The sequence below is a fragment of the Sphingobium sp. CFD-1 genome (assembly GCF_024611115.1).
Taxonomy (GTDB): domain Bacteria; phylum Pseudomonadota; class Alphaproteobacteria; order Sphingomonadales; family Sphingomonadaceae; genus Sphingobium; species Sphingobium baderi_A.
Window position 1 is genome coordinate 1,969,875 of record NZ_CP084398.1, and the last position, 20,154, is coordinate 1,990,028.

The 20,154-nt window shown below is 65.1% G+C and carries 19 protein-coding genes; 18 read left to right on the top strand and 1 reads right to left on the bottom strand.

What is annotated here, in order from left to right:
* Positions 1-61: 61 nt before the first annotated feature.
* The 18 genes from LDB26_RS10050 to LDB26_RS10135 all read left to right on the top strand — a co-directional run bounded on the left by LDB26_RS10050 (position 62) and on the right by LDB26_RS10135 (position 18,668).
* Entirely contained in the window at positions 62-931 is an 870-nt protein-coding gene (locus LDB26_RS10050; RefSeq protein WP_257538288.1) for a LysR family transcriptional regulator, read from the top strand.
* A gap of 115 nt (positions 932-1,046) precedes the next feature.
* Complete coding sequence (locus LDB26_RS10055; RefSeq protein ID WP_062066131.1) at positions 1,047-1,271, top strand: hypothetical protein; 225 nt, start codon at positions 1,047-1,049, stop codon at positions 1,269-1,271.
* 281 nt (positions 1,272-1,552) lie between these two features.
* Positions 1,553-2,944, top strand: coding sequence for a sugar transferase (locus tag LDB26_RS10060; RefSeq protein WP_257538289.1), 1,392 nt, complete (start codon positions 1,553-1,555; stop codon positions 2,942-2,944).
* A 121-nt stretch (positions 2,945-3,065) separates the two neighbouring features.
* The gene (locus LDB26_RS10065) at positions 3,066-3,269 is read left to right on the top strand and encodes a hypothetical protein (RefSeq protein ID WP_062066136.1); all 204 of its coding nucleotides are present in this window, start codon (positions 3,066-3,068) and stop codon (positions 3,267-3,269) included.
* 175 nt (positions 3,270-3,444) lie between these two features.
* The gene (locus LDB26_RS10070) at positions 3,445-4,695 is read left to right on the top strand and encodes a hypothetical protein (RefSeq protein WP_373886100.1); all 1,251 of its coding nucleotides are present in this window, start codon (positions 3,445-3,447) and stop codon (positions 4,693-4,695) included.
* A gap of 23 nt (positions 4,696-4,718) precedes the next feature.
* Positions 4,719-5,537: a polysaccharide biosynthesis/export family protein gene (locus tag LDB26_RS10075; protein ID WP_257538290.1), complete on the top strand. Its 819-nt coding sequence runs from the start codon at positions 4,719-4,721 to the stop codon at positions 5,535-5,537.
* The gene (locus LDB26_RS10080; RefSeq protein WP_257538291.1) at positions 5,534-6,976 is read left to right on the top strand and encodes an ATP-binding protein; all 1,443 of its coding nucleotides are present in this window, start codon (positions 5,534-5,536) and stop codon (positions 6,974-6,976) included. The genes LDB26_RS10075 and LDB26_RS10080 overlap by 4 nt, the downstream gene beginning before the upstream one ends.
* Complete coding sequence (locus tag LDB26_RS10085) at positions 6,973-8,331, top strand: GumC family protein (protein WP_257538292.1); 1,359 nt, start codon at positions 6,973-6,975, stop codon at positions 8,329-8,331. Before LDB26_RS10080 ends, LDB26_RS10085 begins: the two co-directional genes overlap by 4 nt.
* A complete protein-coding gene (locus LDB26_RS10090; RefSeq protein WP_062066143.1) occupies positions 8,328-9,236 on the top strand; it encodes a hypothetical protein in 909 nt (302 codons plus the stop codon). Before LDB26_RS10085 ends, LDB26_RS10090 begins: the two co-directional genes overlap by 4 nt.
* Positions 9,233-10,051, top strand: a complete 819-nt coding sequence (locus LDB26_RS10095) for a WecB/TagA/CpsF family glycosyltransferase (protein WP_062066145.1) — start codon at positions 9,233-9,235, stop codon at positions 10,049-10,051. Before LDB26_RS10090 ends, LDB26_RS10095 begins: the two co-directional genes overlap by 4 nt.
* Positions 10,044-11,336 (top strand): polysaccharide biosynthesis protein, encoded by a 1,293-nt coding sequence (locus tag LDB26_RS10100; RefSeq protein ID WP_257538293.1) that lies wholly within the window; start codon positions 10,044-10,046, stop codon positions 11,334-11,336. Before LDB26_RS10095 ends, LDB26_RS10100 begins: the two co-directional genes overlap by 8 nt.
* A gap of 4 nt (positions 11,337-11,340) precedes the next feature.
* A complete protein-coding gene (locus LDB26_RS10105; RefSeq protein WP_062066149.1) occupies positions 11,341-12,714 on the top strand; it encodes an O-antigen ligase in 1,374 nt (457 codons plus the stop codon).
* Positions 12,707-13,636 carry a glycosyltransferase family 2 protein gene (locus LDB26_RS10110; protein ID WP_257538294.1) on the top strand — a complete coding sequence of 310 codons (930 nt, stop codon included), beginning with the start codon at positions 12,707-12,709 and terminating at the stop codon, positions 13,634-13,636. The genes LDB26_RS10105 and LDB26_RS10110 overlap by 8 nt, the downstream gene beginning before the upstream one ends.
* Positions 13,633-14,571: a glycosyltransferase family 2 protein gene (locus tag LDB26_RS10115; RefSeq protein WP_257538295.1), complete on the top strand. Its 939-nt coding sequence runs from the start codon at positions 13,633-13,635 to the stop codon at positions 14,569-14,571. Before LDB26_RS10110 ends, LDB26_RS10115 begins: the two co-directional genes overlap by 4 nt.
* Complete coding sequence (locus LDB26_RS10120) at positions 14,571-15,536, top strand: glycosyltransferase family 2 protein (protein WP_257542061.1); 966 nt, start codon at positions 14,571-14,573, stop codon at positions 15,534-15,536. Before LDB26_RS10115 ends, LDB26_RS10120 begins: the two co-directional genes overlap by 1 nt.
* Positions 15,533-16,657: an endo-1,4-beta-xylanase gene (locus LDB26_RS10125; protein ID WP_257538297.1), complete on the top strand. Its 1,125-nt coding sequence runs from the start codon at positions 15,533-15,535 to the stop codon at positions 16,655-16,657. The genes LDB26_RS10120 and LDB26_RS10125 overlap by 4 nt, the downstream gene beginning before the upstream one ends.
* Positions 16,654-17,742 carry an acyltransferase gene (locus tag LDB26_RS10130; RefSeq protein WP_257538299.1) on the top strand — a complete coding sequence of 363 codons (1,089 nt, stop codon included), beginning with the start codon at positions 16,654-16,656 and terminating at the stop codon, positions 17,740-17,742. The genes LDB26_RS10125 and LDB26_RS10130 overlap by 4 nt, the downstream gene beginning before the upstream one ends.
* Positions 17,739-18,668, top strand: a complete 930-nt coding sequence (locus tag LDB26_RS10135) for a glycosyltransferase family 2 protein (protein WP_257538301.1) — start codon at positions 17,739-17,741, stop codon at positions 18,666-18,668. Before LDB26_RS10130 ends, LDB26_RS10135 begins: the two co-directional genes overlap by 4 nt.
* Before the next feature lie 3 nt (positions 18,669-18,671).
* On the opposite strand, the gene LDB26_RS10140 is transcribed toward LDB26_RS10135, so the two are convergent.
* Positions 18,672-20,015 (bottom strand): UDP-glucose/GDP-mannose dehydrogenase family protein, encoded by a 1,344-nt coding sequence (locus LDB26_RS10140; protein WP_257538302.1) that lies wholly within the window; start codon positions 20,013-20,015, stop codon positions 18,672-18,674.
* Positions 20,016-20,154: the final 139 nt, after the last annotated feature.

The following is a 20,154-nucleotide window of genomic DNA, read 5'->3' on the forward strand; positions in this document are numbered from 1 at the left end:
ATTGAAATTTCGGCAACCATGCTATTAATCCTGTCTATAGATGTCCTGTTGGAGACGCTGCTTGCTCGACCGCTATCTGCTTCGATATTTTCTGGCCGTAGTCGATCAGGGGAATTTTTCCCGCGCCGCCGCCCATTGCCATGTATCGCAGCCGACCTTGTCCGTCGGCATCGCCAAGATCGAACGGACACTCGGCGTTTCGCTGTTCGTCCGATCCAATCAGCGGGTCGAATTGACCGACGCGGGCTCACGCTTCCTGCCCCATGCGCGACGCATCGAACGGGAATTCAACCTGGCGCTTCAAGCCATGGAGCAAACGACCGATCTCCCGCCATTGCGTCTGGGCGTCCTCAGCAGCATCCCGGGGACATTAATCGCCTCCGCCCTCGCATCCGTTCCACCGCAAAGGCATTGGCGGTTCGAATTGCTCTTTGGCAGCGAACGGGAACTGAACGGGCATCTGGCAAAAGGTAGAATTGATCTGGTCCTGTCTCTTGTCGGGAGAGGCGGCGATCGCTTCGCCGAAACGCCTATTGCTACCGAAGGCTATGCGCTCGCGATCCCGGCGACTCATAGGTTGGCGCACAAATATGAGATTGCCGCAGAGGAACTCGCCCATGAAGTCATGATCGTCCGCCGTCATTGCGAGGCACTGTCCGAAGTCAGCCGACACTTTATCGAACGCGGGGTGAGGCCGCATTTCGCGCTTCGTTCCACCAATGACGAGCGCGTCATGCAGATGGTGGCCGCGTCGCTTGGCATCACCGTCATGCCCGAAAGTTACTGGCAGGACGGCGTTCTCCGCCCCAGATTGGCTGGCTTCGGGCTTGAACGGACGATCGGCTGGGCATCCTCTCCCGACGCCGAGCATCTTCTGGCAAGCCCGCTCCCCTTCATGCAGGCAATCGACGCCGCATTGAACGGGAAATAGCCGATCCCGCCCCCTTTTCGAACTTTCGTAGCAACCAAGGACAGGCATGGTTTCGCTTTTCTTCAACACAGGCTATTGTGGAACCTCAGGCATCATTGGGTTGCCAGGATGAAAGATGGTTGAACTTTTCCCGCCCCCCTTTGACGAAAGCCCGGATGCCAAGACAGCTCGCCCTCTGCCACAGCATGACCGGGTCGTATCCACTGGCGATGGGAATCTGGAGCGGCCGCTTTCCACCTGGGAAAGCCTGGACGGTTATATATCCCTGTTTTCGCGCTGGGCCGGGCCTATAGCCCTGATCGCGGCTCTTGGGCTGATTGGCTGGCTGTTCCTGCGCTGATCGCCGCGTAGGACACGGAAATCAAACGGTAACGCCGCGCAGACTCCCGCAAGCATTTGGAATCCCGCGCGACAAGCGGTCATTCCGCCTTCAACGGATCGTCGGAAAACCGCGTCCGCATGTCCCACAGCCGATTGCCAGGGCAGAGCATTTATGTCCTGTTGCCGTGCAACATAAGTCAAAAGACATAGATTGCTGGGCGAGGATGTTCCGAACGCCCACCAGCCGTATGCCATGCGGTTGAGGATTGATCTGTGGCTTGACGTAGAAAAGGGTTGCTGATGTCTAAGATCGACCTGGCGATCGAGGGAGTCCCCGATCGTCAGCCTGCCGCTACCGCTGTCCGTCAGAACACGAGGCTGTGGTTGTGCCTGCTGCTCTTGCTCGCCGACATGATCGCGCTGGGCGCTGGTTTCGCAATCGGCATGGGCACGGCCGCGATGCCTGTATTCTCGGGCGAACTATGGCAACCGCTGTGCGGTGGAATGATCGTCTATGGCTTCGTTGCCTTTCATAGTCAGGCATATAATCCGCACTGCCTGACACATGGCACAGCATCGTGCCGCAGCGCAGCAATGGCTTTTGCAGGAACGCTGCTGATCTTCCTCCTCGTTCTCTTTTCGTTGAAGGCCATGGGAGGCCTTTCACGGCTGGGGATAGCGACGGGGCTGTTGTGCAGCGGTAGCTTGTTGATGGCCCAACGCCTGCTCATCACCAGGACCGTCCGGCGGCATTTCGGCCACGACCTTTTCGCGCAATTGCTCATCATCGACGAAGGCTTCATCCCCGAGGATGTGAGCGGCATGGTAATTTTGGATGCGCCAACCATCGGCCTGAAAGCGGATCTGGACGACCCCTATATGCTCCACCGGCTGGGCATGGTGTTGCGGGATTTCGACAGGGTCGTGATATCCTGCCCCGCCGACCGCAAGGCCGATTGGGCGCAAATGCTCAAGGGCGCGAATATCCTGGGCGAAATCGTCGTGCCCGAACTCGCGCCCATGGCGCCGCTGGCCGTGCAGAACTGCCGCGGCGTCGCGACGCTGGTGGTGGCGCGGGGGCCGCTGAATCTGGCGAACCGTGCGAAGAAGCGTCTTCTGGACATCGCACTAACCGTGCCTGTGCTGATCGCGCTGATGCCGCTGTTGATCGCAGTCGCCATTGCCATCAAGCTGGATTCGCCGGGACCGGTGTTTTTCCGGCAGGAACGGATCGGACGCGGTAACCGGCTGTTCCATATCCTCAAGTTCCGCAGCATGAAGGTGGAGCAATGCGATGCGGCGGGCGCGGCTTCCACGCGGCGGGACGATGGCCGCATCACGCGGGTCGGACGCTTTATCCGCAGCACCAGCATCGACGAGCTGCCGCAGCTCATCAACGTACTGCTGGGCGAGATGAGCCTCGTCGGGCCGCGCCCCCATGCGCTTGGCTCCACGGCGGAGCAGCAGCTTTTCTGGCAGGTCGACCGGCAATATTGGCATCGCCATGCGCTGAAGCCCGGTATCACCGGACTGGCGCAGGTGCGCGGCTTCCGGGGCGCGACGGAGACGCGGCGCGACATTTTGAACCGGGTGGAGGCGGACCTCGAATATCTGCACGGGTGGAGCCTGACGCGGGACGTCGCCATCCTGATCGGCACGGCCAATGTGCTGATCCACCGCAACGCTTATTGAGCGGGCGGCGGGAGCATCCCGCCATTTTGCGGTGAGCCGAGGGGATCTTTCCGCCCGGATCAACCATTTGTGAACCAAGAGAGCCGATAAGCTGCGCCAGGATGAGCGCGAGGATCAGGCCGTGGTTGACGAAGCAGTTCAGTTCAAAATCAAGAGCGAGTCACAGAAGGGATCGCGGTTTGATTATCGGCCGATGGGTCGGGCCGGGGCGGCGGGGTTTGCCGAGCGGGCGGAGGAGTCGATCCAGCTGTTGTCGCGGTGGGCGGGAATCATCGCCTTTGCGGGCGCTTTGGCCACCATTTCCTATTTCCTGTTCCGGGGCTGACGACGCCCTTTTCCTTGCTGCCAGATGAACAGCGTAAGCGCCCGGCAGCAGGGCTGCACGGGCCATGAAGCGAGCCGTTGCTTTGCTGCGACCAGCCGCATTGCGGCCCCTATATTTCCTCTGAAATCGGACTAGCATGACCTTCGTTGCTGCAATGCAATAAGGGTCATAGCATTTGAAAATAACCAACCGCCTGCATTTGCAGGAGCGCCCCTGTGCGCCCGCAATAAATGAAACCAACTGGCAGCGCGCCGCCATCGCGGTGGCGCTGGGCAGCGTCATGATGGTGGGCGCACCGCTGTCGGCGCGTGCCCAGGGAAACGACAACGGCAATAGCGAGAAACCGGACAAGCTGGGACTTCAGATCGAAACCGGCCTCGACCTGCTGTATGACGACAATGTCTTCAGGGTCGACGACCGGGTCGAAAAGCCGACCGACGACATCATCGTCACGCCATCGGTCCAGCTGACCTATGCCCATCCCGTCGGCCGCCACGACGTGCTGGTGCGCGCCAAAGCCGGTTACGACTGGTTCGTGTCGCACAATGAGCGAAGCAAGCTGCGCCTGGACGGCGAGGCAAGGGCGAATATCCGTTTCGGCGCGACCTGCGTGCTGACGCCCAGCGCCGCCTACCGCCAGCAGCGCGCCGATTATGGCGACATCAACCAGAATACGGAAAATCTGCAACGCTTCACGACGCTGGGGGCGGACCTGTCATGCGAACGGCCCGGCCTGTTCCCGGTCGCGGGCTATGAACATGCCATGACGCGCAACGCCGACCGGTTCGATTATGCCGACCAGACCAGCGATAGCTTCTATGCAGGCGTGGGCTATAACAAGCCCAGCCTGGGCACGATCACGGCCACTTATGAACATACGTCCAGCGACCGCGACAATCTGGGCATCACCAACCGGATCGACGCGTATGCGCTGCGGTTCCAGCGGTCGGTGTCGCCGCTGACCCAGATCGACGCGCAGGTCGCCTGGCTGGACGTGAAGGGCGGGTCCGATGTCGTGGGCGATTATGATGGCCTGGGATGGGACGTGAAGCTGACCAGCGCCTTCGTTCCCCGCCTGAAACTGGCGGTTTCGACCAAGCGCGACATCGTGAACGACAGCCTGATCGCCAGCGGCTTCGCGATCCGGTCGAACTATCGGGTCGAAGGCTATTATGCGCTGAGCGAACTGACCTCCATCGGCCTTTATGCCGATTGGGAAAGACGCAAGTTCCGCCAGGATGCGGCGTTGCGCCCGTTCAACATCACCGCCGACAAAAATCGCCGTTTCGGCGCGACGGTCAAGCGCAAGCTGACCGACAGGGCCGATCTGGCGCTCGACGCGCAGCATTACAGGCGGCGCACCGACACAAGTTCGTCAAACTATAGCGGCACGCAAGTGACGTTATCCGCCCTTCTGCGATTCTAGCCATGAACATGGGAGCGACAGCTGTGAAAACAGGAACACTCCTCCGGTCTCTTACCATCCTGCTGACGGCGGCGGCGCCCGCCGTGGCGGTGGCCCAGACCGGACCGGCCACGCCTGCCCAGGCGGTGGCCCCTTCCCCCTCGCCCGCCAATGCCGGATACCGGCTGGGCGCGGACGATGAGGTGAAGATCTCGATCTTCGGCCAGCCCGACCTGTCCACCACCAGCCGGATCAAGGCGGACGGGTCGCTGACACTCGCCCTGATCGGCCCGGTCGCGGCGCAGGGCAAGACGACATCGGAACTGGGACAGGCCATAGCATCGGCCTATGCCAGCGGCGGTTTCCTCACCAATCCATCGGTAAGCGTGGAGGTCAGCCAATATGTGAGCCGCTTCGTCACTGTGCTGGGCAATGTGCCGCAGGCGGGTAACTATCCGCTCGACCGCAATTATTCGGTCGCGTCCATGCTGGCGAAGGCGGGCGGTTCGACCACATCGGGCGCGAACGCCGTGATCCTGACCCCGGCGGACGGCAGCGGGCCGGTCCGCATATCGCTGGCCGACATGAGCGCGGGCGCGGGCCGCACGCTGCAACCGGGCGACATCCTGTTCGTGCCGCCGGCCGAGAAGGTCTATGTCTATGGCCAGGTGCAGCAGCCGGGCGCCTTCTCCTACGCGCCGGGCCAGACATTCCGGCAGGCGCTGGCGCTGGCCGGAGGGCCGACGCTGGCCGGTTCGACCAAGCGCATCAAGGTCAAGCGCGACGGCAAGGAGGTCGAGGCCAATCTCGACGATCCGGTGAAACCCGAAGACGTCCTCATCATCAGGGAGAAGCTGTTTTGACGGCGATCGACCATGATTTCACGCAACCGCAGCGTTCCCAGGGCGGGGCGCTGGACTGGTTGAAAGCCTTGCCGCGCAAGCTGGCCGGGGTGGACAAAGGCGGCCAGCGGGTCATCCCCGCGTCCCCGCCAATCTCCGCCGCCCCCTTGCTGCTGGAGGAACTGGCTCCGCCCGGCTTCGGCCGATCTTCCGGGGACGGGCCGGAGGCGGACGGGCCGCGCCCGCTTTCCATGGGCGCGATGGCGCAACCCATCAAGCCGATCAGCCTGCGACGGGATTCCATCTATGCCGCCTTCAACACGGCCATGCCGGTGACGGACCGCCACGGCCTGACCGGGCGCAATGCGGAGCTGGAAAAGCTGGTCGAAGCCATCGTCGTCCAGCGCAAGCACGCCGTCATCTTCGGCACGCGGGGATCGGGCAAGACCTCGCTCGCGCGCGTATTCGGCGATCTGGCGGACGAAGCGGGCTGCGTCGCGCTTTACGGGTCGGCGAATGGGGAAACGGATTTCGAGGCGCTGTTCCGATCCTTCCTGCCTGAATTGCCGATGAGCGCGGCGGGCAAGGAAAAGGCGAAGGCGCTGCTGTCCGGCCCGTTCGACGTGCCGCGCCTCGCCAGCGTGCTGGTGGAGGATGTGCGGCAACGCTCCATCCTCATCATCGACGAATATGACCGGGTGCATTCCGAAACCGCGCGGCAGGATGTGGCCGCGCTGATGAAGCTGCTGACCGACCTTCATTCGCCGGTGCAACTGGTGCTGGTCGGCATTGCGGGCGATATCGACGGCCTGATCGCGGCGCACCCTTCGCTGCGGCGGCATATCGCGCCGCAGCGGGTCAGCCCCATCCCCACCCCCGACCTGGCCCGGCTGCTGCTGAGCTGTTCGGAGCGGGCGAACCTGACCATGGACCTTGAGGCGCTGGACATGCTGGCGAACGCGGCGATGGGGTCGCCCTATCATGCGCGGTTGTTCGGGATGCAGGCGGCGTTGATCCCCGAAGCGGCGGGGCGCACCCGCATCACCCCCGCCGATGTGGAAGCGGGCCTGGCCGTCGCGCTGGAGGACTGGGCGGAAATGAGCGCGGTGGCGCACGCCCATCTGGCTCGCGCACTGCGCGACGCGCCGCATAACCGCCGCATGATCGCGCTGGCGGGCGTGGTGGCTTCGCAAGTCTATGCGATCTCGCAGGAGCGGCTGGTGGAGGCTGGAGCGGAACTGTTCGGGCCTTCCGACCGGCTGCATGGCGAAGCGGCCGATGCGCTGGCGCGGCTGGCCCCGGCGCTGGTGCCGACATCGGCCGGGGAATTGTGGATGTTCGAAGACACGCTGGCGCCGCAATTCCTGCTGCTGATGGCGAAGCGGCCCGGGAACGGCGCGGCCGCGCCCAGCCGCACCGAAGAAATGCGCGCCATGCTGAAAGGAGTGGACGGGCTATGATCCTCAATCCGATCGACCTGCTGAGCGCGCTCAGGGCGCGCTGGCGTTCGGCTGCTCTGGTGGGCGGCATATTATTCCTGATGATCGCCATCGCCGCGTTCTTGCAGCCCCGGCAATATATGGCCACATCATCGCTGATGCTCGACCTGTCGCAGACCGATCCGACCGAGGACGGCAATAATCAGGTGCGGGTCGACACCGAAAGCATCGTGGGCACGCAGACCGACATCATCCGCAGCGCGAAGGTCGTCAATGCCGTCGCGAAGGAAGCCGGATTCGTCGATGCGCTGCCCGCCGAGTTGCCTGCCGCCCAGCGGATACAGGCTGCGGCGGCGCGGGTGCGCGCGGGCCTCATCATCACCACCGGTCGGCAGAGCAATGTGATGCAGTTGCAGTTCCTCGACCCCGATCCCGAAGTCGCGGCGAAGGTCGCGAACCTTGCCGCGAAGATCTATATGCGCGAGCAGGTGGAACTGCGCGCGTCCCCCGCGCGCGGATCGGCGAAATGGTTCAACGAACAGACCGCCGATGTGCGACGCCGCTATGAACTGGCGCAAAAGCGGCTGTCCGATTTCCAGCGCGCGCACGACATCATCGGCATCAACCGCATGGACCTTGAGGCCGAGAAGCTCAAGAACATGTCCTATCAACTGACGCAGGCGCAGGCGGAAGCCGCCGCCGCCCGGTCCAAGACAGGCGCGGGGTCGGTGTCCGACATCGAAGGATCGCTGATCGTCCAGAACCTGCAGGAACAGGTCGCGACGCAGGCCGGGCAGGTTTCGGAACTCGCCAAGACGCTTGGCCCCAATCACCCCAGCATGGTGGCTGCGAATGCGCGGCTGCGGGAATTGCAGTCCAAGCTGGCGTCGGCGCGCGGCAGCCAGTCGGCGGCGGTCAACGCCAACAGCGTGGCGGCCGGGCGGCGCGAAGGGACGCTGCGCTCCAGCATGTCCGAACAGGAGGATCGCATGATCCGCATGTCCGACGTGCAGGACCAGCTGATGGTGCTCCAGCGCGACGTGGACGCGGCGCGGCAGACCTATGACACGGTGCGCCAGCGGTTCAACGAGGCGGAGCTGAAGAGTCAGATCTCACAGCCCAACGCCAGCCTGCTGGACGAAGCGACCGTGCCGCTGCTGCCGGCCAAGCCCAATATCCTGCTGTGGCTGGTGGGCGGCATCGCGCTGGGCCTGGTCGGCGGGGTCGCCTTCGTGATCCTGGGCGAGATCGTGACGCCGCGCGTGCGCTCCGCTTCGGGCGTGGCGCGGGCGACGGACGTCGATGTCATCACCGAACTGCGTTCCGTTCCGGCGCGGACGCACTGGTTCCACAAGCAGCAGCAGGAGGCGGCATGAGACTGCGTTCCACGGCAAATGTTCATCCGGGCCTGACGACGCCCAGCGCTTCGGCCGCCCTCAAGCCCCGCGCCCGCGACGCGCAGGACCCGGCGCGGCTGGCGGTGCAGCATGGCCTGCTGACCGAAGCGGAAGCGGCAAGGGTGGACGCGCATGCCCGCGCGTCGGACCTGAGCTTTGCGGAAGCCGCCGTCGATCTCGGCCTGTTCGACGCGGACATGGCGGGACTGCTGGGCGCGATGGGCGGCGGATTTCCGCTGCTGCTGACGGGGGACGAGCGGATCGACCCGCTGGTCGTCACGGCGTTCGACCCGGCCGATCCCTATGCGGCGAAGGTGCGGGCGATCCGCGCCAAGATGCGCGCCACGGCGGGCAGCAGCGACGCGGGCGCGCCGCGCATGGCGATCCTGTCGATCGACACGGGCGATGAAGCGGCGATCCTGGCGGCCAATCTGGCGGTCGTGATGGCGCAGATGGACGGCCCGACCATGGCGGTCGATGTGGACATGGCCCACCCCTCGCTCGACCGGCTGTTCCGCATCGCCAACAAGGCGGGGCTGGCGGAGCAGCTGATGGGCAGCGCCACGCTGCTGCCCGCCGCGCAAACGGCGATCGAAAGGCTGTGGCTGATGACGGCGGGCCGGCCTTCGGGCAGCGCGGCGGGCCTGCTGACGCGCGGGCCGCTGGCGGAAACGGCGGACGGTTGGGGTCTGGGCGAGATGGGGATGCTGTTCTACCTTGCCGAGCGGCGGGGCGATCAGACGCCCTTCGGTTCGATCCTCGCGGGCTTCGACGCGGTGACGCTGGCGGTACGGCGCGGCGACACGGCCATTGCCGACATGCGGCGCATCATCGACGATCTGGACCGCCACAAGGTGCCCATCGCCGGGACCGTGATTGCATGAGCGCGCAGCAGGCCCTCCCCCGCCCGCAACCCGCGCGGCCCGGAAACAGCGAGCATGGCGGCGGCGCGCCGATCGCCCGTGTGGGCGGCGTGCCGGTGTCGACGCTGTCACTTCAGGCGCTGATCCGCAAGATGCTGGAGGACGCGCCGCTCCGCCGGTCGCTGAACGAACGCGCCGCGCTGATATTCGACTGCAACGGACAGGGACTGTCCATGAACGCAAGCGATCCGGCCTTTCGCGCCGATCTGGCGCAGGCGGACCTGATACATGCGGACGGGCAGATCATCGTCGCGGCGTCCCGCTGGCTGGGCGGGCCGGTCATCGCAAACCGTTCCAGCACGACTGACATGTTCATGGACAGCCTGAAGGACGCGGCGGCGGCAGGCGTCAGCTATTATCTGCTGGGCGGCGAAGAGACGGTGAACGCCCAATGCGCGCGCCGGATCACCGAGATCGCGCCGGGACTGAACGTCGCAGGCCGCCGGAATGGCTTTTGGACGCGTGACGAAGAGGATGCGGTGATCGACGCGATCAACGCCGCCGCGCCCGATGTGCTGTGGGTCGGCACCGGCAAGCCACGCGAGCAGGCATTTTGCGTGCGTAACCGCGACCGGATCAAAGCCGGGTGGATCGTCACCTGCGGCGGGCTGTTCAATTATGTGACGGGCGATTATCCGCGCGCGCCGATGTGGATGCAGGAGGCGGGGCTGGAATGGCTGCACCGCATGGCGACACGGCCACGGCAGCTTGCATGGCGCTACCTCACCACCAATCCCCATGCGCTCTGGCTGATCTGGAAGCATCGCCATGGCTGAAGCGCAGGCGGCGGAAAGCCCCCCGGCGGCAGGCCGTATCCAGAAGATCGGCGGCATTTTCGGGCGCTTCGGCCTTGCCAGCCTTTCGTCGGCCGTAGTGTCGGTCAGCCATTTGCTGGTCCAGCTTTTCTCGATCCATCATCTGGGCACCAGCGGCATCGGCGTGCTGGCGTTCCTGCTGGTCATCATCCAGTTCGGATACAGCCTGTCCAACGCGCTGGTGTCCACGCCCTATACCATCGCCGTCAATCAGGAGGAGGAAGTCGCGGCAGGCGCGCATGACTTCTTCTTTCCGGTCAACCTGCTGCTGTGCCTGAGCCAGGGGCTGACCTGCGCGATCGTCGCCTGGGTCATGGCGTCCCCCGCCGCCGCATTGGTGTTCGGGATTGCGGGCACGCTGTCGCTGGTGCGCTGGTTCGGGCGGTCCAACGCCTATGCCCATCATGCGCCGATGCGGGCGGCGCGGTCGGATTTCGCCTATGCCGCGACGATCCTGATCGGCCTGCTGGTCGCGTCGCGCACGGGCGCCGATCTGGCCGGGATCGGCGCGATCATCCTGCTCGCCGGCCTGGTGGGGATGCTGTGTTTCGGCACGGCCTATCTACGCCGCCATGTCGCGATGAAGCCTGCGCGCGCGCTGCGCCAATATCGCACGGTCTGGAAGGAACAATCCGCATGGACGCTGGTGGGCGTGCTGTCGACCGAAGCCACGTCCAACGCGCATAGCTATGCGGTGACGTTGCTGGCGGGACCGGCGGCCTTCGCCCCGATTGCCGTGGGGATGCTGTTCTTCCGCCCGGTCAATGTATGCATCACCGCCCTTACCCAGTTGGAGCGCCCCCGCATGACCCGCGCCATAGCCAGAGGCGACGGCCGGGCGGCGATCCAGTCGGAACGCATCTTCATGGGCGCGCTGGTCATGCTATGGCTGGCGACCTGCGTGATGGCGGCGATCGTGCTCTATGGCTTTCCGGGCCTGATCCTGAAGCCGACGCTGGACCATAGCCTTGTCGTCACCGCCGTGATGCTGTGCGCGCTGCTGTCGCTGGTCCAGTGCCTCCAGACGCCGATGAGCGTGCTGACGCAGGCGCGCAAGGCGTTCCGTCCGCTCGCCGCGCAGAGCATGAGAAGCTGCGTCGTCGGCCTTGTCGCCGTTACCGCGCTGACGCTGACGGTCGCGCCGGTCCTGTCCATCGCGGGCGTGGTGCTGTCCCAGCTCGTCATGATGCTCGGCATCTGGCGGCTGGACCATCACTGGCGGCGCCAGCAACGGGCGGAGGGCTAAAGCCATGGCATCGCTTGCATGGCAGCGCAGCGCCCCGCTGGAGGTCAAGGCGTCCCAACCGCGGGAATCCAAACGGCTCATCCTGACGGCGCAGATATTCTATTTCGTGTTCCTGATGATGGTCTTTATCGGCCAGCGCCCCTTCGCGGAGCGCACGCAGGAAGAACTGGTCGAGCTGGCGGCGAACAATGACGGCGGCGACCTGTTCAAGCAGGCGCTGTTCATCGGTTTCGCCCTGCTGCTGGCGGGCGTGCAGATCATCCGCAAGCATCCGCCGCGATACAAGTTCAGCTATTGGCCGGTGGTCATCATGCTGGCCTGGTTCTGCGTCACATGCACATGGGGCGTCGACCCGTTCGTGTCGTTCAAGCGCGTGATGCAGCAGATCATCGTGATCTACATCACCTTCTGCACCCTTTCCATGATCGGGCCGGAGCGGTTGATGCAATCCTTGCGGTCGGCGCTGATCCTGTCGCTCATCATCTGCTGGGTGTCGCTGCCGATCATTCCGGCGGCGGTGCACCCGCCCAGCGAGAATGACCGGGCGCTGGTCGGCGCGTGGCGCGGTTTCTTCTTCCACAAGAATATCGCGGGCGCGGTGATGGCGCTGTGCTTCATGGTGACGGTCAATGCGTGGATCGACACGAAGAAGTGGATTTATGCGCTGTGGTCCCTGATGGCCTTCGTCTTTGTGGTGGGGACCAAGAGCAAGACGTCGCTGGCCCTGTCCTTCGCCATTCTGATGGTCTGCGCCATTTATCGCGCGCTGAGCGATTCCACGCAGAAGCGGGCGGTCCTGCTGCTGATGCTGGCGCTCGGAATGGTGGGAGTGCTGTGGCTCTACGTCGCCTATCAGCCGGTGGTGGAGCGAATCTTCGCCGATCCCACATCCTTCACCGGGCGCGTTTCGATCTGGCATGTGCCGCTCGCCTATCTGGAGGATCATCCGTTCCTGGGGGCGGGCTTTGGCGGCTTCTGGCAGGTCGGCGACCTTTCGCCGTCGCGCGACTATCTCAATCAGGTGTTCCAGCTCCGCACGGCGCACTCGCATAACGGCTATCTGGAAATCTGGGTGACGACGGGGCCGCTGGGCCTTGTCATGCTGATCCTGTCCTTCGTCGCGCTGCCCGCCTGGTGGTTCCTGACCGGCACGACGCGGGAGAACCAGAAGCTGATGGTGCCCGCCTTCGCGATCTGGGTGTTCGTGCTGTATCAGAACCTGCTCGAAACATCCTTTTTCGACAAGGACAGGCAGGTCTGGGTGATCTTCCTTGCAGCAATCGCGACCGCCCACGCGACCTACAAGGCGCGGCCCCGGCGCGTGTGGAACCGCCGTTTCCTCCAATCCCCCCAATCGCAGGAGCCTGCCCATGGCTAAGGTCATCATATGCATCGCCACCTGCAACCGGCCACAGGGCCTGATGCGGACGCTGGAGTCCATCGCGGCGCTCGACACGCGGCATGAGGTGGAGGTCGTGGTCGGAGACAATGATGCCGAGCGGCAGGAAGGGCTGGTCGCGCTCGACCGCATCGCGAAGGCCGGCTATCGCTGGCCGATCATGGGGATGCCCGTCAGGCAGCGGGGCATCCCGCATGTCCGCAACGCGCTCACCGAAGTGGCTTTGGCGCGCGAGGGCGTCACCCATGTCGCGATGCTGGACGATGACGAGGCGGCCTCCCCCCGCTGGATCGACTCGCTGGTCGAGGCGGCGGAGAAGTGGCGGGCCGATGTCGTGGGCGGCGCGGTGCTGCGCGAGATGGACAGGGAGGTCGATGAATGGGCGGCGCGCCATCCGTTGCTCCAGCCCAAGAGCCGGGGCGCGTCGGGGCCGGTCGATCTGATCGACAGCACGGCCAATGTGCTGATCGCCGCGCGGACGCTCCGGGGCATGGGGCCACGACCGTTCGATGAGCGGATGGCGCTGACCGGCGGGTCGGACAAGCAGCTTTTCACCGCGATGAAGCGCGCCGGCCACCGCTTCGCCTGGTCGGAGGAGGCGGTCGTCACGGAGCTGATCCCGGCGAGCCGCGTCACCGCCAAATGGCTGCTGATGCGCGGCTATCGCGTGGGCATGACCGACATGATCGTGCTGCGGACCCAGCATGGCCCCCTGCGCGCCGCCGCCAGTGAAGCGCCGCGCATCGTCGGGGGTTTCATCGTCGGCGGGCTGGGCGCGGTCGCGACGCTCGACCGGGGCAAGCGGGTCGAGCGGCTGGGCAAGCTTTATCGCGCCGCCGGCAAGATCGCGGGCCTCACCGGCATCCATTATGAGGAATATCGGAAGGTGCACGGCGCATGACCACGCCCTTTTTCTCTGTTGTCATCCCCCTCTACAATCGCGCCGCGCAAGTCGGCGAAACGATCCGTTCGGTGCTGTCGCAGGACTGGACGGATTATGAGATCGTCGTAGTCGACGATGGATCGCGCGACGATCCCCAGCCAGTGATCGAAGCGATCGGCGATCCCCGCATCCGCTACATCCGGCAGGACAATGCAGGCGGCGGCGCGGCGCGCAACGCCGGGATAAAGGCAGCACAGGGCCGCTATATCGCGTTTCTCGATTCCGACGACCTGTTCCTGCCCGGCAAGCTTTCCATCATGGCGAAGGCGCTGGACGGGGACGATGGCCTCACCGTGCTCTATTCGCGGATGAAGGTGGACCGGGGCGTCGACCGCTATTGGATCAGGCCCGACCGGGGCATCCGCGAGGATGAGGATGTGGGCGAATATCTGTTCTGCGCCAACCAGTTCATGCAGACGTCGACCATGGTGGTGTGCACCCCGCTGGCGCAGGACGTGCTGTTCGACCCGGCGCTCAAGAAAGGACAGGACCTGGATTTTTGCGTCCGGTTGCAAGGCGCGGGCGCGCGGTTCCACATGATCGAGCAGCCGCTCACCATCTGGCTCGACGCCACGGAGGCGGGGCGGACATCCTATGTGAAGGGCTATGAAACGTCGCTCGACTGGCTGGAGCGGTGCGGCCATATGCTGACCGGGCGGGCGCGGCGCGGCTATCGCGCGACGGTGCTGGCCTATCACATGGCCCCGATCCGCCCCGTGATGGCGATCCGCGACCTGATCGTAGGCTTCGTCGCGGGGGGCGTGCCGCCGAAGATCATCGCGCGGCAGATATTGCGGTCCTACCTGCCCAAGCCGCTGTACCGGTCGCTCGTCAACGGCTTCGTCCTGCGCTTCGGCAAGGCCGAACCGCTCAGCCATGGCGCCAAGTCGTGATGAGCACATGGCATTCCCCCGCGGCATTGAAGGAAGCTGCCGCGCGTCCGATCTTTTCGGTCGTGATCCCGACCTATCAGCGGGCCGATGCGATTGTCGGCGCGGTCATGTCGGCGCTGGAACAGACCGTCATGATGATCGAGGTCATCGTCGTAGTGGACGGATCGACCGACGATACGCAGGCGGCGCTGGCCGCCGTGAGCGATCCGCGCCTGCGCGTCATCGTGCAGGACAATCAGGGCGCGGCGGCGGCGCGCAACCGGGGGATAGACGAGGCACGGGGCCGCTATATCGCCTTTCTCGACTGCGACGACCGCTTCCTGCCCTATCATCTGGCCGATCTGCTACCGCTGGTGCAGCAGGACGACAATGTCGTGGCCTATGGTCAGGTGCTGGCCGACCGGGGCGGCGGGCGCAATTTCCTGAAGCCGCCGCGCGCCATCGCCGATGGAGAGACGATCGACGGCTATCTGATGTGCGATCGGGGCTTCATCCAGACGAGCAGCATGGCGCTGAGCCGCCCACTCGCCGAAAAGGTGCGCTATCGCGAGGATGTGCGCTTTGGCGACGACACCGATTTCGCGGTGCGGCTGTCGCTGGCGGGCGCGCGTTTCGTGATGACGGAGCGGCCCGGCACGATCTGGGCCGACAGCAAGACGGACCAGCGCCTGTCCCATGTGCGCGGCAATGTGGGCAGCCTGACATGGCTGCGTGACCTGCGTCCCCATATCTCGCCCCGCGCCTTTGCCGCCTATATGGGCTGGCACGCCGCGAAAAGCATATGGCCGACCAGCCGGGCGCGGGCGATGCGCTATTATCTGGAAGCGGTGTGCCGGGGCGCTTTCGGCCCGCGCCTCGCCGCCACGGTATTCATGCAGATCGTGCTGCCCGATCCGGTCTATCGCAGGTTGACGGACCGCTGGATCGACCTGTCCCACATGGTCGTGGGAAGGCCCAAGATATGAGACGGCGGGATTTCGTCATGGGCGCGCTGGCGCTGGGGGCCTTGCCTTCCGCCCCCGCGCGCGCAGCGATCCCGCCCTCCCCCGGCCTTGCCGCGCTGGCGCGTCGGACGGGGCGCTATTTCGGCTGCGCGGTCAAATCCCGCCAACTCCGCGAAGACCCGGACTTCACCGCCGCCGTCGCCCGCGAATGCGACATCGTGGTGCAGGAATATGAGCTGAAGCGCGGCACGACCGAGCGCAAGCAGGGCCGCTATGATTTCAGTGGCACGGATGCGATCATGGCCTTTGCCCGCAAGCATGACATTGCCGGGCGCGGGCATCCGCTGGTCTGGTATGCGGCCAATCCCGACTGGCTGGAACCTGCGCTGCACGCGGCGAAACCGGGGCCACGCGAAAAGTTGATGACGGATTATATCCGCACCGCGATGCGCCGCTATGCCGGTTGGATCACCGAATGGGACGTGGTGAATGAAGCGATAGAGCCCAATGACGGCCGGCCGGACGGGATGCGGGCGGACAGCATGTGGCTTCGCACCATGGGCGAAGGCTATATCGACACGGCATTCCACACGGCGCGGGAGGTTGATCCCAAGGCGTCGCTGTTCCTGACCGATTTCGGGCTGGAGCATGATTCGACCCGCTGCGAACGGCGGCGCACGGCTTTCCTCAAACTGCTCGACCGGCTGATGGCGCGGGGCGTGCCGGTGGACGCGGTGGGCATACAGGGGCACCTCAAACCCTATAAGGAAGGGTTCAGCCAGAAGGTCTTTGCCGATTTCCTCGACAAGATCACCGGCTATGGCCTCGACATATCCGTCACCGAGTTCGACCTGGCCGACCGGGGCGGGCCGCCCGATCCCGACAAGCGCGACCGGGAGCTGGCCGCGGTTGCCAAGGCTTTCCTCGACGTGACGCTGGACAATCCGGCGACGCGGGGCGTGGTATGCTGGGGGCTTTCGGACCGCTATTCCTGGCTCTCCAACTATCCCGACTATAAGTGGCCGGACGGACAATTGTCGCGCGGCCTGCCTCTGGACGCGGCGGGCGAGCGCAAGCCGTTGTGGAGCGCCATCGCCGATGCGTTCAGGGCTGCGCCGCAGATGCGGGAGCGCAGCGCATGAGGGTCGCTTCCCTGACCGGCCTGCGCGGGTTGGCGGCTGTCGCGGTGCTGCTTTATCATATTCCGCAGCAAGCGGCGTTCGCGGGCTTTGCGATGCCGCTCTTTTCGCGCGCCTATCTGGCGGTGGACCTGTTCTTCATCCTGTCTGGCTTCGTCATATCGGTCGGCTATTATGAGAAGGTAGGGCGGCATTGGAGCCTGCCCGCCTATGGCGACTTCCTCGTCAACCGGGCGGCGCGGGTGTGGCCGCTGCATCTGGTGGTGACTGTGGTGTGCATCGCCCGCATCCTGATCAACATTTCGGGTAGCCAGAGCATTCCCCTTACTCCCGTCAATATCCTCAGCAACCTGCTGATGGTGCAAAGCTGGGGTTGGGGGACGGAGCCGATTGCCGGGAATAGCTGGTCGGTGAGCACGGAGGTTGCGGCCTATCTGCTCTACCCGCTGATCGCGGCGGTGGCCTTTTCGCGATGGGTGTGGGTGCAGGGGCTGGCGGCGGTGGCGCTGCTGTGGCTGGTGTCGCGCTCCGGGCTGGGCGCGAGCGGTCCCATGGACGTGCTGGCGTCGGACAGCGTGTTGACGCTGCTGCGCTGCCTTGGCGGCTTTGCTCTGGGGGTGATCGCCTATCGCTGCGCGCGGATGCGCTGGGCGCGGGCGGCGTTCGACAGGCCGGGAGCGTTTGCGCTGGTCTGCGCGGCGATTGCCGTGGCGTTGTCGCTGCCGGGGAAGCAAGACCTGCTGGTGGTCTGCCTGATGCCCGCGTTGGTGCTGTGCTGCTATTATGACGGCGCGGCGGCGCGGGCGCTGCTGGCCAATCGGTTGAGTTTTCACCTCGGCCTTATCAGCTATTCCATTTATTTGTGGCATCCGCTCGTGCGCGACATCGGGGCGCGGGCGTTGACGGTGGCCCAGCGGCATGGCGTGACGGGCGTGGACGCGCTGTTCCTGATCGGCACCGTCGCGGCGACATGGCTGCTTTGCTGGGCGAGCTATCATCTGATCGAGGTGCGCGGGCATCGGGCGATCAAATGGCTCTATGACGGCCGTCGCGCCCGCGCCAAGGCCATCGGAGCCGCCGCCTGGTGAACCCGAGCGCGCCGATCTGGATCGCTGTCCCCACCTTCCGCCGCCCGGACCGGCTTCGCCACCTGCTTGAGCGCATGGGCGATGTGGTGCGGCGGGGCGATGTGGTGGTGCTGGTCGCGGAGAATGATGCGCGCGGGCAAGAGGGCGCAGCGGTGGCGCGGGCGCTGGAGGCGGCGGGCTATCCCCTGACCCTGCATGTCCTGATCGTGGAGCAGCCGGGACTTTGCGCGGTACGGAACGCCATTACGGAAACGGCGATGGCGGATCCGGCGATGCGGCTGCTGGCGATGATCGACGATGATGAATGGCCGCAGCCCGGCTGGCTCGACGCGCTGATCGCCTGTCAGGCGGAAACGGGCGCGGAGGTCGTGGGCGGGCCGGTCGATCCGCAGTTCAGCGCGCCGCCGCCCCGCTGGGTGAGCGAGACGCTGGTTTTCCGGGCGGAGGAACGGCCCAAGGGCGTCACGGACATGCTGTGGGCGAGTAACAACCTGCTTCTTACGCGCAGGGCGCTGGAGCGGGTCGCGCCGCCCTGGTTCGACATGCGCTTCAACCGTAGCGGGGGGGAAGATCTGGATTTTCTGATGCGGTTGCGCGCGGCGGGCGGGACGTTCGGCTGGGCGCCGCATGCGCGGGTCAGCGAATGGGTGCCGGCTGAGCGCACCCGCCTGTCATGGGTGCTGCGGCGGATGTGGCGCATCGGCTGCACGGAAACGCTGGCAAGGCGCAAGCAAAGGCCGGGGCTGACAGGCGGACTTTCGCTGTTCGCGCGGTCGCTCGCGTTGCTGGGGCTGCGGACGGCGGGGTTGGCGGGGATGCTGATGCCCGGCGCGCGGCGGGTCGATATAGTGGGCCAGTGGGTGAAGTGCTGGGGCCGCCTGCACGCCTTGGCGGGCGGTTCCCAGACACTTTATGGCGCAGACTGAGCCTTATTCCGCCGCTTCCACCAGCGGTTCGGCGAGCGGTGGCGCGCCGCGGCCCACGCTGGCATAGACGAAGCCTGCCGCTTCCGCATCGTCCGGGCGATAGATGTTCCGCAGGTCGATAAGACCATCGCCCGCCATCACGCCGCGCAGCCGCTTGAGATCGAGCGCGCGCAGGGCGTCCCATTCCGTCACGAGCACCACGGCGGCGGCGCCTTCCGCCGCGACATAGGGATTGGCCGCGAACTCGACATCCTTCATCATGGCGCTGGCCGCTTCCATGCCTTCGGGGTCGTAGGCGCGGATCTGCGCGCCCGCGTCCTGCAAGGCCTGAATGATCGAAAGCGAGGGCGCATCGCGCATGTCGTCGGTATTGGGCTTGAAGGTCAGGCCCAGCACCGCGACCGTCTTGCCCCGCACAGAGCCGTTGCATATCGCGATCACCTTGCGCGCCATCGCCCGCTTGCGGCTTTCGTTGATGGCGACGGTGGTTTCGATGAGGCGGACGGGCGCGCCCGCATCCTCCGCCGTCTTGACCAGCGCCAGCGTGTCCTTGGGGAAGCAGGAGCCGCCATAGCCCGGCCCGGCGTGGAGGAACTTGCCCCCGATCCGGTTGTCGAGGCCGATGCCGCGCGCCACCTGCTGCACGTCCGCGCCCACCTGCTCGCACAGCTCGGCGATCTCGTTGATGTAGGTGATCTTCATCGCCAGGAAGGCGTTGGCGGCATATTTGATCAGTTCGCTGGTCCGGCGGCCGGTGAATATCATCGGCGACTGGTTGAGGTAGAGCGGGCGGTAGACTTCCTCCATCACCGGGCGGGCGCGTTCGTGCTCGATGCCGACGACGATGCGGTCGGGGCGCTTGAAGTCCTGAATGGCCGCGCCCTCGCGCAGGAATTCCGGGTTGGAGGCTACGGCGAACTCCGCCTGCGGATTGGTTTCGCGGATGATGCGCTCCACCTCGTCGCCGGTGCCCACGGGAACGGTCGATTTGGTGACGATGACGGTAAAGCCCTTGAGCGACGCCGCGATCTCCCGCGATGCGTCATAGACATAGGTGAGGTCCGCATGGCCATCGCCCCGACGCGCGGGCGTGCCTACCGCGATGAACACCACATCGGCCTGCGCGACAGAAGCCGCCAGGTCGGTGGTGAAGGTCAGACGGCCCGCATCGACATTGCGCGCGATCAGTTCCTTGAGCCCTGGCTCATAGATCGGGACGCCGCCCTCAAGCAGCATCGCGATCTTGCGCTCGTCCTTGTCCACGCAAATGATTTCGTGACCGAAATCCGCAAGACATGCCCCCGACACCAAACCCACATAGCCAGACCCGGTCATCACGATCCGCATGACAGTTTCTCCTTCAACATGTTTATTCCTGGCCTATCCATTCGCATTTTCACAGGACGCACAAAGCCACTCCTGAAAAGCATCGGGATAACCCCTCACCCTATTCTTTCGAGACAGTCCGCTCGCCGACCCGCTCACG